The sequence below is a fragment of the Paenibacillus sp. P4_A7 genome, from assembly GCF_056402455.1.
The window spans coordinates 1-19,035 of record NZ_JBFUHJ010000027.1; the positions used below are offsets into that span (position 1 = coordinate 1).

Genomic DNA, 19,035 nt, shown 5'->3' on the forward strand with positions numbered 1-19,035 from the left:
ATTAGAAACAGAACGCCTGGTAATACGGCCTTATATAGAAAGTGATTTAATGGAATCGTTTGAACTTATGCAAAATCCTGAAGTTTTGACTTACATGCATATGAGCGTAATGCCATTAGAAGATTACAAAGGATTGTTTCAATGGTTGATTGAAAGCTACAATACGCCATTTGATCAACCGTTTAAATATTCATTTGCTATTTGCAGCAAGGAGACGGGGGCTTTCGTTGGTTGGTGCGGTGTAGGCCTTCTCGAATTTAGTGCGCCAGATAATGAATTGTATTATTTAATCGGCCGAGATTATTGGGGCAACGGTTATGTATCCGAAGCAGCAACAGCATTAGCTACTTACGTATTCGATGTCATTGGGTTGGAACGACTGTATGCAAAAGCAGATGTAAAAAACGCAGCATCACTACGTGTATTACAGAAGCTCGGCTTTGAATTCGACTGCGTCCTAACCGGTTTGTCAGAAGATCATCAAGAATGTAATGGTGAGTTGAAGTACGTATTGACTAAAGAACGTTACAAAGCTAAGAAATAGTAATGAAGCCATTAAGCTACCAATTCATTTGGCAGCTTTTTTTAATCTATCAGATATTCTTTTATCAGAATACAATACGAAAGGAAGGTGAGGCAGATATATGATTGAAGAAATGGGAATATCATTCTGAATAATGCTAGTCCTGTAGCCAATGAAGGGACAGCTAGGATGTGGATTCTTTTCCCTGAAATGAGGAGAGAAGTACATGTGAATAGAGTTAAGGTCGGGGTTATCGGATATTTCATGAAAGGTGCAAAGAAAGTTGCGAGAGCAGAAATTACTGAAGTTATAGGGCTGMATTCAAATGCAAAATTATTAAGCTCACGAATTAAGTTTTCTTACTAAGACTCATGAAATTACAGAATTTCACCTTTTGCTAGCCCATTTTGTACAGATTATGCTCGTCCAAGTCGCTCTTAGCGATTATCACTTCCATGTCTCAACGGGTCTACGCCCTTTGATTCCTTCCTCACATCTATCTAAGGTGTTGAGGATGAAAATATTACATAATCTCAGTCTTCACCCGCGTTCTAATAATGGATAGCTTCACATATTGAATTATTTTATCTTTAAAGTGAATTATGAAGTTAAAGAGTTAGTTGAATGATTGATAATTGTAGGAGGCGGTACCATTGAAAACAATCCAAAACATGTTTGAACATTTAAATTGGGCTAATCAACGTATTTTAGAAACCTTGCAAAATGTTGAAATTGAGAACCAACAGTTACGTTTATTCTCTCATATTCTAAATGCTGAACAAGTATGGATAACTAGATTAAATGGAATGGACAGTTCTCAAATGCCCATCTGGTCGGATGGTGATATAAATGAGTGTGCGAAGCTTATTAAACAAAATGAAGAAAACTTCACAACATTTCTCACAGAATTAGTAGAAACTGACCTAGATACCTTAATAACATACAAAAATAGTAAAGGCCAAGAGTTTAAAACGTCTATACGAGATGTTTTAACTCATGTAGCACTTCATGGTCAGTATCATCGAGGACAAATTAACTTACAACTTCGAACAGAGGGTATTGAGCCGGTTAGCACTGATTATATTTTATTTGTAAGATAGATTTATCAATTTAAGTCATCGAATAAAATATATAATTCATAAAATAGGTTGTGATAACATTTGAATTATTTGGAGTATTTAAGGTCAAACCATGAAATCGTTCAGAGTGAAATAGAAGATTGTCTAGCCAAGTATTTGTCTCAGCCCGTTGGGTCTGGTTACATTGATATAATTACTCACTTTAAGTTAATCGAAAATTTAATATTAGAACTTACGACTATCGGTATAATTATTGATGGTGTAACTTGGTGGTGTCATTGTTCCGAAGAAAATAAGAGACTTTATGGTTGTCCTCATGGAATGGGAGGACCCCAAAGTGTTTTCTATGAAGGTTGGTATAGTGAGATGGGGATTGATTATGAAAGTGCTGAAATTCCCCAAGCTATATACGATAAATTAGAAAAAGGTAAAGTTAGCAGTGATGATATCAAAGCAATGAATGATATCATAAAGGATTATATCGATGAATTTTCGAAGGATGAACGTTTTAGTAAATGTTTTACACCTGCGGTATGGCTACATGTTCCAAAAGAATGGAATAGAATAAAATACTTGAAAAGAAACATTTAACTAACTGGGAACGCTAGTTGAAAGATACACACTAATGAGCAGGTGCTACCGCAGCTTGCTCCGTTCATTGATTTAGCGGGTAGGATAACTTAATTAACTCGCGAATACTTCAAATAAGGAGGATATATTAGATATGTTAATGATAACTATTCAAAGCTATATATAAGTTTGAATAAAGTGGGTGATGAGTGGATGATTAATGGATATAGTTCGAATTTCAGGTATCGATTGCCGTAACGAAGCTATTGAAAGGTCTGCCATCTGGCAGACCTTTTTTCATCTAACAGGAGGTTATACTTGAAATAATTGGGTATTTATGGTTTACTTTATAGGAACGTTTGTTCTTATTTTGTTGAGAGGGGACATCGATATGAATAGTCACATTTTAGAGAGAATTCAAGAGCGTATGGCCCACTTTTGTGTTCCAGGTGTTAGTTTAACAATATTTCAAGATAAACAGCTTGAATGCTCCATCAACCTTGGGTTCGAAGAGACGGGTAAACCACGCAAAGTGAATTCGGACAGTATATTTCATGCGTGCTCAATGAGTAAAATGGTCACTGCTATCGGTGTACTTAAATTAGCTGAAGAAGGACTTTTAGATTTGCATGAAGATGCGAACGTTTATTTGAAATCTTGGCACATTCCTGAAAACCAATACACGAATGCTAAGAAAGTAACGATAAGCAGCTTGTTAGCTCATCAGGCGGGTTTTATTGACCCTGATGGCAGTTTTGACGTATACCAGAAGCATTCTCCTTATCCCACCCCCAAAGAGTTATTATTAGGGAAAACGAAATATAATTCAGAATCTGTAATAGTCAAATATGTACCAGACAGTGAATTTCACTATTCTGATACTGGCTACACGATTTTAGAACTTATCATTGAAGATGTAATGGGTGAGTCTTTCAGCTCTGCCATTGATAAGCTTGTATTTTCCCCATTAGGTTTACAGAACACATTTTTCTGGAATGGACTTTCGAAACCTCGAAATACTGATGAAGCTAGATTAACAGCTGGACACGATAAGCATGGAAATCTGGTTGACGGAACACGAGTACATTATCCTAATCTGTCTGGTGCTGGCTTGTGGACAACACCTACCGAGATGGCTACAATAGCAAATGAAGTTATTAAATCTTGGGATGGGGATTCTACAACAATTTTATCATCAGCGACAGCCCGAAAGATGCTAACAGGTTACGGCTGCGCTCCATATGTTGGATTAGGAGTATTTCTCTCTCAAGCAAATGGAGAACCATACATACTATCAAAAGGATGGGGTATCGGCTATCAGAGCATGCTAGTCTCTTATCCACGTCTAAAATGTGGAGTAGTTGTAATGACAAATTCAGAACCGGGTAAGCCACAGGAGGATGCTTTAATTGGTGAGGTTATACGAATCGTTTCTAAAATATTTGATTGGCCAGGAATGTAAATAGGGTGAACGTAGAGATTGTGTGAAAATCTTAATAATTTACCCAATTATGGTATTATAGGTGTTGGAAATTTGTCTAAACAAAAAAATAATGCTTGGAGTGTACACATATGCCAAATATTGAAACGCAGGCTATTTTTTATCCTAATTTAGCAAATTCAAAGGCTTATCGAATACCATCAATGATTACAACAAACAAAGGAACAGTGATCGCAGGGATCGACGCGAGAATTGTGGATCAGACAGACAATCCTAACCAGATCGATATTACCATTAGACGAAGTGAAGATCATGGGAAAACGTGGGGGGACGTTCAAAAGCTTGTTTCTTTTGCTGGTGAAGGTTTAGATGGTGCAGCAGCTATTGATTCTTCCCTTTTGCAAGATGAAGAAACAGGAACTATCTTTATGCTTTATATGCATACGCCAGGTGGAATAGGTCTTTGGGCAAGTGATCCTGGTATTGGTTTTGATTTAGATGGCCGCAGGAAGCTGTACGATCAAAAAGGTAAGATTTATCTGCTTGGCGGTTATGGAATAGTTACGGATTCTGAAGGAAACGAGACAAATTATAGCGTCGATGAAAAAGGGTATGTATGCAAGGATGGAAAAGCTCAAGGGAATATCTATTTCAAAAAGGGCATCGATCCAAACGAAAGCTTGCTAGAAGCTAGAACGTCATTTTTACAAATGATCAGTAGTGAAGATGATGGACTTACTTGGTCCAAGCCCAGAGAATTAAACGTAATGGTTAAAGAGGAATGGATGCGCTTTATTGGATCCGGACCTGGCTGTGGAATTCAATTAAAGCATGGTGATAAAGCAGGCCGCTTAGTTTTCCCGATCTATTTTTCGAATGAAGCGGGTCATTTATCCTGTTCATGTATGTACAGCGACGATCACGGGGATAGTTGGCAGCGTGGTGAGTCTCCGAATGATGGAAGAGAATTAGACGGCGAGGTTTTATCTGCGAAGACTATTTCTGAWGGGAAGCAGTACCTGACAGAATCACAAGTTATTGAATTACCGACGGGTGAACTAAAATATTATTTGAGAAACCACTACGGACTGCAAAGAACAGCTGTCACATCTAGTAAGAATGGCGGAGAAACATGGGGAGAAGTGACATTTGATATGACACTCGTAGATCCGATCTGTCAATCAAGTATCGTTCTGTATCCTGATCAGGGGGATGGGAAGGTACGCTTGCTATTTTCCAATCCGGCTGATGAAAAAACGAGGGTAAAAGGGACTGTACGCTTAAGTGAAGACGGTGGAGAAACTTGGGTCTATAGTAAAGTGATAGAAGAGGGATATTATGGTTACTCATGCTTAACTGTCTTGAAAAATGGAGAAATCGGTGTTCTTTACGAACGCGTGTATGATTATTCGGATTGGAACAATATGGACATACAGTTCGGCACATTTACATTGGATTGGTTGAAATCTTGATAGCAAACTAAAAAACTGTATGAATGCCATGCAGTTTTTTGTTGTTCGCCTAGCATGGGGCGCAGTCTTTAGAGTTAAAGATACGAATAGTGAAGAAAGTATCGGGGGGATTTGTATTAGGATACATATTATTGGCGGTGCAGGAAGTGGGAAGTCCTATATCTCAAAATTACTAAGTAATAAGCTCGATATTACCCATTATGATTTAGATGATATTTTTTGGGACAATAATGTGGATGAGTATGGAGTGAAAGCACCAGAGGAACAGAGAGATCAAAAGCTCAGAGAAATTGTTAATCAGGCTTCATGGATCATTGAAGGCGTGTATAGAGGTTGGATAGAGCCAAGTTTTGTAGTTGCGGATAAGATTATTGTTCTTATGCCTCCCTTGTCAGTTCAAGAAGAAAGAATATGGATGAGATACGAAGAACGTAGATCTGGAGCCGTCCCAAGTAAAAAGCGAGAGACTCTTGAGGGTATTAAAAACCTCTTAGAGTGGAATGAAAATTATAACCTTAAATCACTTCCTCATTTTATTTCAAATTGTAGATATACAGAAAAAATAATAACGGTAGACAATAATATGGACCTACTTGATATCTTTTAATTACTAAAGGTGAGGTTGGTACAACGATTCGTAAAGGTGATTTGATTTTCGAAAGAATTGAAAGCGATAGCCGTTCATTTCCTGAACAAGTAGATGCTATATTAGCTAATACTTCACAAACGCATCTCATTAAGAATAGCGAAGTGAGAATACCTGCGCACCTGCGCATACAACATGGACGATCTCTACTATTAAACCTTGGACGGCAAAAGAATATTATACTAACTTTACATCTGGGGAAGTTATAATGTCAGATCAAGTAGCACTCACATTTACTAAAGGGTAGCAGGTTATCAGGCAGGCTAGTTGTTATAAATTGTGAAATTCCATATAATAAAAATGTTAACATAATAATGAACGTTTCGATGGTAAATGAAATATATACAAAATTAAAAGGAATGGTGAATAACAGATGATTAATAAAGTCGGTCAAATTATGTTATACGTCAATGACCAAGATGAGTCATTGAAATTTTGGACAGAAAAAGCAGGGTTTAACGTCGTTGCAGATGAAAAAAACGAACACATGAGATGGATTGAAATTGCTCCAACAAACGAAGCACAAACGAGTATTGTGCTCCACAATAAGGAAGTAATTTCTAAAATGCAGCCTGGATTAAATCTCAATACACCTTCGTTATTGTTTTTCTCGGAAGATCTCGATAGCTTATATAAAGAATATGTGGACAAAAATATTACAGTCGGAGAACTTGTAAATATGCCTTCTAGAAGAGTATTCAACTTTGCTGATAATGAAGGAAATTACTTTGCGGTTATGGAAAAAAGTAAAGTAAATGGGTAACGAAAGTAGAATAATTCAGTTCGAAGAGCAGGCGCTGCTGTAGCCTGCTCTTTTTTGATGGCGATCGGTTGTCGTTTTGACTTCGCCCATGAAGATGAGCTTTTGCAAGCAGATGCCATCATTGATGACTTACGTGAATTATTAAAGCTTTTAAAGTTATGACTGGTACTACATTCTATTCTGATAGGCCTGGTGTAAAGGAGTTTGATCAATGATTGAACATATAACAAAGGAATTAGAATTAAGGTATGATTGTCGATTGGTTCGACTCACAGGTGGATATACCAATATTGTTTTTTTAATGGAGGGAACTAGTCCTTTACTTGTAGCGAAGGTAACACGTTTAATCGATCCTGATACATGGAATGAGATAAGTTGTTTGAATTTCCTAAAAAAGTCTGGTATCACTCCTATGATTCATGACGTACTGGAAATCTCCAATATGAGCATAATCTTGATGGATTATAGAAATGGGGTAAATGGTCAGTCCATTCTTGACTCAGCAGATTTAGAACCTGCACAAATATTATACAAGAATCTTGGTCGCATGCTTGCTTTGCAAATACATACAAAGTCATTAAATGATAGCCAGCATGGGATACGTAAGAGCAACATTGCAATGCTGAAATCAAAGTTAGAAGCGGAATTCGTACCGGAAAATTTAATAAGGCAATCAAGTATTGTCCTATCAACTGTGGAAGATAATGAACAGAATTGGGTTTTAACGCACGGTGATTACGGTGCACACAATATTTTGTTGGATACAGAAAATGAAGGTACTGTCCTAGATTGGGAGTGGTCTGAGTGGGGAAATGCAGAGGTTCAAACAGAATGGGTAAGACGGTTAGAATGGACACTTCATATTGATTTTTCCGACGTAGTAACCTAAATCACTTTGCTTGTTGTTATTTGATTTGTATGTAAGAAACTCTTATAAAGGTAAGGTAAGAGCCAAAATCCATCGACTACAAAGATAGACAAAGTAGTCGATGAGGAATATGCCCCCGATTTGAAATCGGCCATGGACTTAAAGGAACAGCGACAATATAAAAGTCCAGATACAAACAAATGCTAGAAATGCTAAGCTGTATTTTAAAGTCATCTTGGTTAATTCAGATTCTTTCCCTGTTTCACCAACTGCAGCTGTTGCAATGGCAATCGATTGTGGAGAAATAAGTTTCGCCATCACTCCCCCAACAGTGTTAGCAGAGACTAATAAGGTTGGATTTGTTCCAATAATGTTAGCCGCTGTAGCTTGTATTGGTGTAAACAAGGTATTGTTATTTACGACTGATCCGGTCATGAAGACCCCAACCCATCCTAATATAGGTGCTAAGAGAGGGAAGATACTTCCTGTTGCAGCAACGGCTTCACCTAATGCATTCGTTAGTCCTGCATAAGTCATCAATTTAGCCATACCGAGAATTGCGCAGATCATAACAATTGGAATCCAAAATTCTTTAATTGTTTTTTTGAAGAGCTCGAACGCTTTTGTGAAACCTATAGATTCTGTTGTTAAAATCGTTGTTATGCCTGCCAGCAATATAGCTGTACCTGTGGAACTTATTAAATCAAGGCTTGAACTTAATGTCGATCCAGGTAATCCGAACGTTAATTTAGTAAAAGCAAGCACCCCGTCAGGTTTAAACAAATTTTTAAATACAGGTAAACTCCAAATTAAAACGAATAAGCTCAATAAATAAAATGGAGACCAAGCCTTTATTATGTCACTAACGGTATGTTTTTCAACCTTAACATCTTGGTCGTTGAGTAAGAAAATATGTTTTGGCTTCCATTTCTTTAAGAATAAAGCTAAAATGCCCATAGCTAATAATGAAGGGATAATATCAGCTAATTCGGGTCCTAAAAAGATTGTAAAAGCAGCTTGAGATACAGTATAGGTAGTAGATACAACTAAAATAGCTGGAAGTACTTCCTTTATCCCTTTGAAGCCGTTAACTAAAAATATAAGTAAAAATGGAATCACGAAATTAGTAAGGGGTAACGTGAGTGATGACATCATGGATACATCCATGGAAGTTACATTACCTTCCAAATTCAATGTTCCTATGATTCCAATAGGAATCCCAATTGCACCAAACGCTCCAGAAGCACCATTTGCGATGAGACAGAGCATAGCTGCTTGTAAAGGTCTGAAACCTAATGAGACCAATAGAACGGAACAGATGGCGATGGGAACACCAAATCCTGCGGCACCTTCAAGAAAGGCATTAAAACAAAAGCCTATAAGTAAAAGTTGAAGCCGCTGATCTTGTGAAATACCCGCAATGCTTGCACGTAATACGTCAAATTTCCCTGATTCAACAGAGATTTTATATAGCCAAACAGCCATGACGATAATATAACCAATGGGCCATATGGCTTGAATGGTACCTTGCATAACACTTCCAAGGGAGTTGCCAATTGGTAACTTAAATATAAACAAAGCAATCAAAAAGGTAACAATCAAGTTTAATAAGGCTGCATAAATACCCTTCATCTTAAATACAGTCAGACATAAAAGAAATAAAATAATCGGAATAGATGCTACCACGGAGGAGATGAGCAGATTATTAAATGGATTAAAACTTTCTACTAACATAGGCTTACTCCTTTGTACGATTTAGAATTTTCTTGCCTATAATCAAACTACGTCCAAAATGTAGCTTGAATATCTTTTAAAACTTTAACGGAATTTGCCAACTTTTCTTTTTCATCTTCATTTAATGAAAGCTCAATTATATTTTTTCGGCCTGCACGATGGATAATCGTAGGAACTCCGATATAAACATCATAGTGACCAAACTCTCCTTCTAATAGTGATCCAACGGGCAATACCGCTTCTTCATTATGTAAGATTGCCTTCGTTATTCTAGCCAATCCCATAGCTATTCCATAATAAGTAGCACCTTTTGACTCAATAATTTGATAAGCTGCATCGCGAACTTGTACAAAAATATCTTCTTTTCCATCATCTGTTAAATCAGGTGCGAGCAGCTTTCCTGAAATATTTGCTGTACTCCATACGGCAAGTTCTGAATCACCATGCTCACCAATGATATAAGCATGAACACTTGATGGTGCAACATCATATTTTTCGCCCAATAAATAACGGAATCTTGCAGTGTCTAAAATTGTACCTGAACCAATAACTCTCTCTTTAGGTAGACCAGAGAATTTCCAAGTTGCGTATGCTAAAATATCTACTGGATTTGTGGCCACCAAAAATATGCCGTTAAATCCAGAGTCCATAATATTTTTTACAATTGATTTAAATATGTTTAGGTTTTTGCTTACAAGGTCAAGTCTTGTTTCTCCAGGCTTTTGCGCTGCTCCGGCACATATCACAACGATTGCCGCATCTTTGCAATCTGCGTAAGTACCGCTTGTAATTTTTATTGGAGAAGGTGCATAAACCAATCCGTGATTTAAGTCCATTACTTCACCATTTGATTTTTCTATATCTAAATCTACAAGTACTAATTCATTACAGATCCCCTGATTCACCAAAGCGTACGCATAGCTAGATCCTACTGCACCAGTTCCAATTAGAACCACTTTATCACCAGTTGTTAAATTCATCATTATTACCTCCAGTTAAATTATTTATATGGATAAAAAATACCTGTATTTCATCTAATTAATTGAATCCTGTCTGATGATGAACGTATTATGTCATCATTTTATTGGTAATATTCTTGTGGTGCAGAAAACGTTCTGAGCCGTATCTCTAGCATAGATTATAAGCAATAAAACTGATATTAACAGTTGACGTTAATTTATTTGACATGATGATAGCATATTTTTTATGATTTAACAATGAATTTATAGGGTTTATGAATGATTAAGACTTGATCATATGGTCATTTCTTACATATTAATTAATATAACGTATAAATTACAACCCATTTAAAGGTAATGTATCTTCCAGTAAAATAGGAGAAAGATATTGGGCTAATCTGCGTATGGGGAACTAGATAAATTTGGATTATATTATATTTGTAAGATAGATGTAGTGCTGCTGCTTCTATCGGATTGCAGGAACCCCATAAAATTTGTCGATCACACTTTTAGTTTCAGCTCGTCTGAACGGGAATATAAGTAGTGGTAAATCGCAAAAAAACTCGTCCAGTGCATAGTGAGCATAGGACGAGTTCTTTATGATTTTGACGCCAATACCTAACGATTTACTGTCTCGCCGCTGAATATTTTAAGATTCATGGGTGCCGCCATGAAAGTTGGGGCTTTCTGGATAAACGCTGTAAAATGAGCACTTGTATTATGTGAAGCAGTTGAGCCTCACCGCACTAACTGGCAGAATTGTTGAATAATTAATGTGATACAATACGGGTAATAGAAGCTAGATTGAATTAGGAGAGGTTACATATGAACATAACGATCAGAAAAGAACAATTTGATGATTATAAAATTACCGAAAGAGTGGTAGAGAGTGCATTTGCTGATATGGAGATCAGCGATAAAACAGAACATGAATTGGTGTCTCGTGTTAGAAAATCTGACGTATTCATTCCCGAACTATCTTTAGTAGCCATTAATAAAGAAAATAATGAAATCGTAGGACATGTTCTTTTATCTAAAATAAAAATTATTAATGACAACCAAAGAGTAGAATCTCTTGCTCTAGCTCCTGTTTCGGTCTTACCAGATTACCAAAATCAAGGGATCGGAAAGTTGTTGATTCTTGAAGCTGCACTTGAATTGCATGTAGGAACGCTTGCTAATGCTTCAGGAGTTGTTGAATATCCAAGCGTTTTTTTCGAATAAACTCCATAAATAGATCGTGAATCTAGTGATACCTATTAGGACAAGAGATTAACCCCACAAGAAAAAATGAAGGGGGAAGGGGGGATGTACTTGGGGAACGAAATTGTTTACAAGGTTACAGCTTATATCACACGAATCCACAATGAAAAACATCAGTTGCTAGTTTTTGAGGAAAAAGGATTTGAAGATCTCGGACTTCAAGTGCCTGGTGGAACTGTTGAAAAAGATGAAGAGTTGATAATAGCTCTTCAGAGAGAGGTTAAGGAAGAGACTAGTATTACCAACGTATTAAACATTAAATTACTTGGTGAATATTCTTACTACTCAGAGAAACTTATGAATAATGTAAAACGCTATTATTATCAAATGGAAGCTAAGTGTCCAGACCATTTCACCCATATCGTACAAAGTAATGATGAAGATAATGGTTGGATCTATAATTACTACTGGGTGGATTTGAATGAAAAGCCGACGCTTCTTGGCTATTTGGGTGTTCATTTGGATGAAATTAGACACGATAGGCAGTAGGTCCAAGGGTGATCGGCTGGTGCGGCACAAGGAGTAATTTGAAGCGGGATCAATTGACCGATGTTAAACATATGGTAAGCGACGATTTTTTGCCTGTTGTTTCTCATAAATGTTGCTGGAGGTATACCTGATATCTGTTTAAACTTACGTCGAAAATACGCATCATCCTGATAACCTACATGCCGGGCGATATCCTGGAGACGATATTCTCCTCGCGTCCTCATAAGCTTTTGCGCTTGGTTAATCCGGAAGACTGCCAAATACTCGATAGCGCTGCAACCATACCTTTTCTTAAATAAACGCATGAAATGACGAGAGCTGATTCCCGCTATCTTGGCTAAATGTTCTATCGTTAGTTCTTGTTGATAATGCTGCTCTATATAGGCTTTCACATATTCGAGTGCTGTTTCCAAATCATTTCCCTGTACGAGAAGAGCATCTTGCAAGACGGTATACAGAACTTCTTGAAAAAGAATTTGACTACGAAATCTTTTCAATCGGTCCTCGTTCTGTAAGTAATCACAAATGGTTTCGCACAAAGCGTTAACGGAAACCGGAGATGAGACGATAACTTCTCCTTTTACCGGGACCCGACTGTCTCGCTTGACGATCTGCATAGGATTATCAGACGATCCGACATCCCCAATAACATCAAATCGCAGATGATAAAACCCACGTTCATCAAATGAGTATGCTGAGGCTTCGACAAGTTGACCGGGTGTACAAATATAAACACTGCCTTCTCGTAACTCTATGAATTGCCCATCAACTGTCAGCCAACCTTGCCCGCTTGCTGCGACAAAAAGCATATGCGATTCGATGAACTGAAGCCTTAATTCCCATTCATTTGGATTGTTCTTGATATGTCTGATCTCCCGAAGCTTAAACCACATGTCCTCGAGTGAATTATATTTGGTATTTTCAATGTTGTTATCCAAATCAATCATGTAAAATCACCGTCCTTGTACTAAGGAACATTCTAGCTTACAATCGTTCACATCGCAATTGATTAGAAATGAGTAGGGGGAAAGCGGGGATTATTGATTAGTTTCTAGTGAGCCAACGGGTAATGGTAGTGGAGGAGCTAGCGGCAGCTCCTCTTTTTAAGTTAATGGGCAGATAACAGCTTCATGAACTTATAAATTATATCGTCGCGCGGCGCAGCAGAAGGTAAGACCCCACAGCGAATAATACGATGAAAGGAAGCATCCACAGGGCATAGTCAAAAGCTGATTGTTCGCCCATCCAATGAAAGATAGAAGGATACCAATTTAGATAGTTAGCTAGGAATCCCAGAACTGTAGACACCATTAGCATAAAGCCTGCAACGATGAACATGCCATTACGTCCTGTACGCTTGTGTATTGCAGCGATCACAATTCCCAAATAAGACATGAACAACAAGATGACAAGAGACACTATGAATTGATTGATGAGAGGACCATCACTGAGATATGGCGGATTAAAGAAATACAAATCGCTCCACCAGGACCCCGTCCATCCTTCTATGAGACCGAGAAGAAAGAGTATAATGGCTGATCCGACGCTTGTTAGAATAATCATAGCCGAGGTTCCCAGATAGTAATCTGTTCTGCTTATACTCATGCCAAGTGCGTATGGAAATGTCTGTGCGAGCGTAATAATTCCCGCTACTAATATATATAAGTAGATCGAGGATAGACCACCTGTTTTGAGGGGTTCATCCATAAAAAAGCTGATAACAAAATTGACTGTAAAGCTCGAAAGCATGACCAGCCAAGGGACGATAAACCACGACCAAATATCCTTGCTGTGCATTCTCATGACACTTGCGACTCGGTTCATTAGACTTCAGCCGCCTTTCTTTGTGTTTTTCCATTTGTCAGATAAATAATGAGCTGCTGTAGAGATACAGAGGTTAGCTCAAGTCCGAAGGCTTCTGCCTGTTTGCGTTCAATGGTATTCCAATGGCCCATTACGGTTGCTGAGACGAGGTTGCCAAAAGGCTCATGATGGATGACCTCCTTGTCTGCGGTGAAGGATTCAACAGCAGCTTTTGGTCCCATCAAGGTAAACGCCCGGTCTCGAAGTGCCTCAGCATCCTCATCGATGATTAAGGCTCCGTTATCTATCACGATCACATGCTCGAGGAGACGGCTTACTTCATCGATGAGGTGCGTGGAAAGAATGATTGTCCGTGGATGCAGTGAATAATCCTCAATCAGCCGATCGTAAAACAAGCTGCGCGCTACCGCATCAAGTCCTAGGTAGGGCTCATCGAATATCGTGAGCGGCGCTCGGCTCGCAAGACCAACAATAATTCCTACAGAGGAGAGCATTCCTCTGGAAAGCTTCTTCATTCTCCGTTTAAGCGGGAGTCGAAACTCCTCTGCAAGCGAGAGTGCATAATCGTGATCCCAGTTGGGAAAAAATGAAGCGGAAATTTTCAACACATCGATAATACGATAAACATCAGGATATTTCTGGCTCTCCTTGATAAAACAAATCTGACTGAGTACGCGGTTATTCTCGTAGGGATTTTCCCCGAATACGCGAAGCTCTCCGCTTGTAGCGAACAGTTGGGCGGTGATCATATGCATAATCGTCGTTTTCCCTGCCCCGTTGCGGCCTAACAAACCGTAGATTTTCCCTTCTTCAATGGAAAAACTGATATCATTAATTGCTTTCACATCGCCATACGTCTTCATCAGCCTGTTCAATTCGACTATCTTACCCATCATGCATTGTCCCCTCTCCGGATCATATCCGTTAACTGTTCGGCCGAGATGCCAAGCTTCTTCGCTTCTCGAACCATCGTTACCACAAACTCTTCGAAAAATTGTTCCTTCCGCTTCTCAATCACTTTTGCACGAGCACCCTCAGACACAAACATGCCAATCCCTCGCTTTTTGTACAAAATTCCATCGTCAACAAGCATATTCACACCCTTTGCAGCAGTTGCCGGATTTATTTTGTAAAAGGCTGCAAACTGGTTCGTTGAAAGTACCTGCGATTCTTCGGGTATTACGCCCTCAATAATGTCATCTTCAATCCGTTCTGCAATCTGAACAAATATCGGCCGGCTGTCGTCAATCAAAAATGCCATTTCTTCATCACCACCAAACTGGTTAACTACTCATGTAACTAACCATACAACCAACAAATGAAGTTGTCAATTTATTTTTATAAAAATAGGCTTTTATAACTCTTTGTTATTGTTGGATAAGGCTCCACGACAACATGATAGTACAATACCGAAAGGCATTTCTACGCTCTGTTAACAGGCAATGGATCAAGAAGTTTTAGTACAATTATTACCGGAATATAGTAAGATTGAATGGGTAGTTGAAGCTATTTTCATTTACTGTAATATTCTTATTAGTAACTAGATATTAATCAAAGGCTGTGATAAATCGTGACAACAACACTTCCAGACAAATGGCATTCGACCAATCTTTTATTTAACAAGCTAGAAGCAAATGAAATTATTAAGGTACAGCAATTGTTTTCTGACAGTCAGTATATGAACCAATGGGATGGGCATACATATGATCCTCAATATATTGAACGATGTTATTATTCTGGGGATTTACCACTCGAGGGGAAAAAAGAAAACTTTTGTATTTATACAATCAAGAGTACGGAAATCAATGAGCTATTAGGTTTTATAAGTTTGTATCATGGATATCCAACCTATGATTCTGCCTATATATCGTTCATGTACATCGATAAAAATAAGCAAGGAAACGGTTACGGACAAGAAGCAGAAGCTCAATTAAGCAAAGAACTTTTTAAACTCGGATTTAAATATATTAGGGCGAATATTGCAATTAAGAACTGGCCAGCTATTAGGTTTTGGACGAAAGCAGGATTTACTGAGATCAGTGGAGTATTCGGGGATAAGATTCATTCAGAAACCACTTATGCGGATATTGAATTAATCAAGACGATTTAATTGGGACAACCACTAGTGGGGGGATGGAAATGGACTTTGAATTTCTGGATTTTGACTCTATAGATGGTGAAGATATAGATTTGGTTATTGAAAAGAAAGCTCCAGCAGAGGACGAAAAGGGTTTCGTCCCAGCGTATAAATACAATATCATCTTACACGGTTCATCAGAAAACGTGGGAAAGATTGATGTTCGAATTGGCAATAATCAGAGCCTATATTTTGGTGGACACATCGGTTACTCAATTCTTGAACGATTTAGAGGGAATCATTTTGCTGCAAAGGCCTGTATTCTAATTAAGCAAGTAGCAGTAGCGCATGGTATGGATAAATTAATCATTACTTGTAATCCGGATAATCTTCCATCAAGAAAAACTTGTGAATATATTGGTGCAAACCTAATTGAAATCATTGACCTACCACCACATAATGACATGTATCAAGAAGGTGAACGGCAAAAATGCATATATGAATGGGGATTGACGACTGGAGTGAGTCGATGATGAAACAATTAAAAAGCAAGGCTATTGTTATAACGATTCTAATTGCTTGCTGTATTCCATTTATATTATTTTGGTTTTTGTATCAACTCCTTAGTTCACCAATGGTACCGTGATGAGTTTAGACCAACTAAGTCTGTTATTCATGAATTAGTGAAAAGTAGATAGACTACATAACCATCGGTGAATCTAGAGGATAGCGATCTAACGGACGCGCAAGGAGGAGAGAAAATGGAAATTAGAAAGTTTCATGCTTCGGATATTAGCCAGATTGTCTCATTGTTTTATGAAACGGTGCATTCTATAAATAAACAGGATTATTCGCAAGAGCAGCTTGATGCTTGGGCTCCTAAAGATGAAGAGATGTTAAAACTGAAAGCATGGAAAGAATCTTTGGGTCTTAATATTACTTTTATTGCTGAAACCAACGGTAAAATCGTCGGTTTTTCTGATATGACTGAAGAGGGCTACTTAGATAGAATTTACACTCACAAAGATCATCAGAGAAGAGGAATAGCTACAGCATTGGTGAACATTCTTGAAGCAGAGGCAAGAAATCTAGGCTTGATTGAAATGGGTACAGAATCAAGTATCACGGCTAAGTCATTTTTTGAACATCATGGTTACCGAATATCGGAATCACAGATAGTGGAACGTAGGGGCGTTAGATTAGTTAATTACAAGATGATTAAACAATTATAACGCGCAGTTCGAAAAGAAATAATCAGGCTGAAGTGAATGAATCACAATGGCTGGGAGGTTTGTAAATGGAATTACTGAAGTTTATAGATACAAACATAAGTAAGTCGATTGCTGAGCTTCTAAGCAAGCGGGATCACAGAACATTGATGCTCTGGGCTACTGACTGCGCCGAACATGTACTCTCTTATTTCGAGGAGAAGTACCCGGAAGACAAGCGACCACGTGAAGCTATTGAAGCGGGGCGTGCCTGGTTGCGCGGTGAAATAGCGATGAGTGAAGCTCGGACAGCAGCATTTGCAGCACATGCTGCTGCTCGTGAAACCAATCAAGCCGCAGCTTGCGTCGCCGCTCGTGCCGCTGGTCACGCTGCAGCAACCGCCCATGTTGCTGGTCATGCTGTTCACGCTGCTACTTATGCTGCCAAAGCTGCTGCTTTCACTGTTAACCCGATTGATTCCGCGACTAATACAGCCAAGGAGCGTGATTGGCAATTTCAACGCTTGATCGATTTGGAGGACAGTAACTAGCAGACTGACGTACAGTGAGCTGGTCTACTGTATGAATAGAATCTGAGAATGGAAAAGTTATTATGATAACTTCTTTTTTCTTAGTTAACAAATAAAGGAGGAAAGGATATAGATGGGGAATGTTCGATTAGCGACGTTAGATGATGTCGATGAACTTGTTCAAATGCGCTGGGACTTCTCAGAAGAAGACTATGGCGATAGTACAGTGAGCTTTGAGGATTTTCACCAGATTTGTAGTGAATTTTTGAGAACAACAATTAATAGTGGGGATTGGTTCATTTGGGTCGCAGAAGTTGATAATAAAATAGTCTCTCATATGTATTTGCAATTAATACATAAGGTACCGAGACCTAGGAAATTTCCAGATCCTTATTACGGATATGTGACCAATGTCTATACTCGTCCTGCTTTTAGGAGTCAAGAAATCGGTAGCAAGATTCATATAGCTATGGAGAATTGGTCAAAAGAAAACAATGTCGAGTTTCTTATTCTCTGGCCAAGTAGTGATAGTGTGCAGTTTTATTCAAAAAATGGCTTTTCTCGAAGTGAAGAGGCTATGGAAAAGCATTGGTGACTGTGGTACAGATAGAACATTGTTACCAAGTAAAACAAGGTTTCTGAGAAAAACGGCATTTTATAAGGGGAGAAACGGATGAACTTCAAAGCATATGAAAAAGAACTTCCGGATATCTACATCTTAATCTATAATGCAGAACGAGCAATGGATTTTGACCATGTTATTGCATTAGGTCACTTGCAGGAGATCGGTCGGTTGATCGTAAAAAAGATCCTCAAGAATGAACAACAGGAATGTGAACAAGCGGACTCTCTATTAAATCTTCAAGCATTAATGAACATAGAAATTTTGCCGGAATATTTGGTAACTACTTTAAAACAACTTGAGTATCTCGATACAAGAGAAAGCGATATGCTTATTGATTTAAGTCAAGTGAAGAAACTATTATTCAGTATTCATGATTTATCTTTCTGGTATTTTAAAACCTACATCGATGACCAATTTAGTCCTCCTCCTGTGCTTATTAGCCCCCAACATACAACCTTAAGTATCAAATCCAATCACGCAAATCATACAACTGAATTAAAAATGGACGTTCATATCGACAATGAATTAGTCAAAGGAATCTGGGAAGACCGCAATGAAGGCGAGCACTACATAGAGTTTCAAGAAAATGAAAGTTATCAAGGACAAATGAGTAATGGGATGAGGTCTGGTAACGGTGTGTACCGTTGGATGGATGGTACTAAATATGCAGGCCAATGGCATAGGGATACCGAATATGGTTTTGGTGTTAAGGAGTACGCAAATGGTGACTGTTATCGAGGGGAATGGAAAGAAGGGCTATTCCATGGCAAGGGAACTTATTTATGGAACGATGGAACTAGGTTTGAAGGTAATTGGCAGGACAACCTGGAACATGGATATGGAATCAAAACCTATACGGATGGAAGTATACAAAAGGGCTTTTGGACGTTAGGCGAGCTAAACTTTATGAAGGATCAATTGGGAGAAGATACAGAAACTTTATAAAATACTTGATTAATACTCA

Annotated in this window: 22 protein-coding genes; 16 read left to right on the forward strand and 6 right to left on the reverse strand. The window is 38.3% G+C overall.

The features are described from left to right. From AC1DWN_RS06595 to AC1DWN_RS06630, 8 genes are all read left to right on the forward strand, one after another. Positions 1-544: GNAT family N-acetyltransferase (locus AC1DWN_RS06595; RefSeq protein WP_477558126.1), on the forward strand; the 544-nt coding region annotated here is incomplete at its 5' end. 632 nt (positions 545-1,176) lie between these two features. Next, positions 1,177-1,623 carry a DinB family protein gene (locus AC1DWN_RS06600; protein WP_477558127.1) on the forward strand — a complete coding sequence of 149 codons (447 nt, stop codon included), beginning with the start codon at positions 1,177-1,179 and terminating at the stop codon, positions 1,621-1,623. Between the two features lie 60 nt (positions 1,624-1,683). Continuing rightward, positions 1,684-2,193 (forward strand): hypothetical protein, encoded by a 510-nt coding sequence (locus tag AC1DWN_RS06605; protein ID WP_477558128.1) that lies wholly within the window; start codon positions 1,684-1,686, stop codon positions 2,191-2,193. A 370-nt stretch (positions 2,194-2,563) separates the two neighbouring features. Then, the gene (locus tag AC1DWN_RS06610) at positions 2,564-3,634 is read left to right on the forward strand and encodes a serine hydrolase domain-containing protein (protein WP_477558129.1); all 1,071 of its coding nucleotides are present in this window, start codon (positions 2,564-2,566) and stop codon (positions 3,632-3,634) included. A 110-nt stretch (positions 3,635-3,744) separates the two neighbouring features. After that, positions 3,745-5,085: a sialidase family protein gene (locus tag AC1DWN_RS06615; RefSeq protein WP_477558130.1), complete on the forward strand. Its 1,341-nt coding sequence runs from the start codon at positions 3,745-3,747 to the stop codon at positions 5,083-5,085. Positions 5,086-5,104: 19 nt separating this feature from the next. Then, on the forward strand, positions 5,105-5,692 hold the full coding sequence (locus AC1DWN_RS06620) for a P-loop NTPase family protein (protein WP_477558131.1): 588 nt from the start codon (positions 5,105-5,107) through the stop codon (positions 5,690-5,692). Positions 5,693-6,104: 412 nt separating this feature from the next. Next, a complete protein-coding gene (locus AC1DWN_RS06625; protein ID WP_477558132.1) occupies positions 6,105-6,494 on the forward strand; it encodes a VOC family protein in 390 nt (129 codons plus the stop codon). A 211-nt stretch (positions 6,495-6,705) separates the two neighbouring features. After that, positions 6,706-7,383 (forward strand): phosphotransferase, encoded by a 678-nt coding sequence (locus AC1DWN_RS06630; RefSeq protein WP_477558133.1) that lies wholly within the window; start codon positions 6,706-6,708, stop codon positions 7,381-7,383. 138 nt (positions 7,384-7,521) lie between these two features. Here AC1DWN_RS06630 and AC1DWN_RS06635 read toward each other — a convergent pair whose 3' ends face one another. Then, positions 7,522-9,096, reverse strand: a complete 1,575-nt coding sequence (locus tag AC1DWN_RS06635; RefSeq protein ID WP_477558134.1) for an L-lactate permease — start codon at positions 9,094-9,096, stop codon at positions 7,522-7,524. A gap of 47 nt (positions 9,097-9,143) precedes the next feature. Further along, positions 9,144-10,076, reverse strand: coding sequence for an L-lactate dehydrogenase (locus AC1DWN_RS06640; RefSeq protein ID WP_477558163.1), 933 nt, complete (start codon positions 10,074-10,076; stop codon positions 9,144-9,146). Positions 10,077-10,880: 804 nt separating this feature from the next. On the opposite strand from AC1DWN_RS06640, the gene AC1DWN_RS06645 reads away from it, so the two are divergent. Continuing rightward, complete coding sequence (locus AC1DWN_RS06645) at positions 10,881-11,279, forward strand: GNAT family N-acetyltransferase (protein WP_477558135.1); 399 nt, start codon at positions 10,881-10,883, stop codon at positions 11,277-11,279. A gap of 90 nt (positions 11,280-11,369) precedes the next feature. Continuing rightward, the gene (locus AC1DWN_RS06650) at positions 11,370-11,807 is read left to right on the forward strand and encodes an NUDIX domain-containing protein (protein ID WP_477558136.1); all 438 of its coding nucleotides are present in this window, start codon (positions 11,370-11,372) and stop codon (positions 11,805-11,807) included. On the opposite strand, the gene AC1DWN_RS06655 is transcribed toward AC1DWN_RS06650, so the two are convergent. The 4 genes from AC1DWN_RS06655 to AC1DWN_RS06670 all read right to left on the reverse strand — a co-directional run bounded on the left by AC1DWN_RS06655 (position 11,774) and on the right by AC1DWN_RS06670 (position 14,892). After that, the gene (locus AC1DWN_RS06655; protein ID WP_477558137.1) at positions 11,774-12,754 is read right to left on the reverse strand and encodes a helix-turn-helix domain-containing protein; all 981 of its coding nucleotides are present in this window, start codon (positions 12,752-12,754) and stop codon (positions 11,774-11,776) included. The genes AC1DWN_RS06650 and AC1DWN_RS06655 overlap by 34 nt on opposite strands. Positions 12,755-12,950: 196 nt before the next feature. Then, positions 12,951-13,631, reverse strand: coding sequence for a hypothetical protein (locus tag AC1DWN_RS06660; RefSeq protein WP_477558138.1), 681 nt, complete (start codon positions 13,629-13,631; stop codon positions 12,951-12,953). Further along, positions 13,631-14,524, reverse strand: coding sequence for an ABC transporter ATP-binding protein (locus AC1DWN_RS06665; RefSeq protein ID WP_477558164.1), 894 nt, complete (start codon positions 14,522-14,524; stop codon positions 13,631-13,633). Before AC1DWN_RS06665 ends, AC1DWN_RS06660 begins: the two co-directional genes overlap by 1 nt. Next, a complete protein-coding gene (locus AC1DWN_RS06670) occupies positions 14,524-14,892 on the reverse strand; it encodes a GntR family transcriptional regulator (RefSeq protein ID WP_477558139.1) in 369 nt (122 codons plus the stop codon). Before AC1DWN_RS06670 ends, AC1DWN_RS06665 begins: the two co-directional genes overlap by 1 nt. A 309-nt stretch (positions 14,893-15,201) precedes the next feature. On the opposite strand from AC1DWN_RS06670, the gene AC1DWN_RS06675 reads away from it, so the two are divergent. The 6 genes from AC1DWN_RS06675 (at position 15,202) to AC1DWN_RS06700 (ending at position 19,016) form a co-directional block, all read left to right on the forward strand. Then, entirely contained in the window at positions 15,202-15,741 is a 540-nt protein-coding gene (locus AC1DWN_RS06675) for a GNAT family N-acetyltransferase (RefSeq protein ID WP_477558140.1), read from the forward strand. A gap of 29 nt (positions 15,742-15,770) precedes the next feature. Then, on the forward strand, positions 15,771-16,241 hold the full coding sequence (locus tag AC1DWN_RS06680) for a GNAT family N-acetyltransferase (RefSeq protein WP_477558141.1): 471 nt from the start codon (positions 15,771-15,773) through the stop codon (positions 16,239-16,241). A gap of 228 nt (positions 16,242-16,469) precedes the next feature. After that, the gene (locus AC1DWN_RS06685) at positions 16,470-16,940 is read left to right on the forward strand and encodes a GNAT family N-acetyltransferase (protein WP_477558142.1); all 471 of its coding nucleotides are present in this window, start codon (positions 16,470-16,472) and stop codon (positions 16,938-16,940) included. A 65-nt stretch (positions 16,941-17,005) separates the two neighbouring features. Then, the gene (locus AC1DWN_RS06690) at positions 17,006-17,467 is read left to right on the forward strand and encodes a putative immunity protein (RefSeq protein ID WP_477558143.1); all 462 of its coding nucleotides are present in this window, start codon (positions 17,006-17,008) and stop codon (positions 17,465-17,467) included. A gap of 112 nt (positions 17,468-17,579) precedes the next feature. Beyond that, positions 17,580-18,041 carry an N-acetyltransferase family protein gene (locus AC1DWN_RS06695; RefSeq protein ID WP_477558144.1) on the forward strand — a complete coding sequence of 154 codons (462 nt, stop codon included), beginning with the start codon at positions 17,580-17,582 and terminating at the stop codon, positions 18,039-18,041. A gap of 78 nt (positions 18,042-18,119) precedes the next feature. Continuing rightward, positions 18,120-19,016 (forward strand): MORN repeat-containing protein, encoded by an 897-nt coding sequence (locus AC1DWN_RS06700; protein WP_477558145.1) that lies wholly within the window; start codon positions 18,120-18,122, stop codon positions 19,014-19,016. The last annotated feature ends 19 nt before the right edge of the window (positions 19,017-19,035 follow it).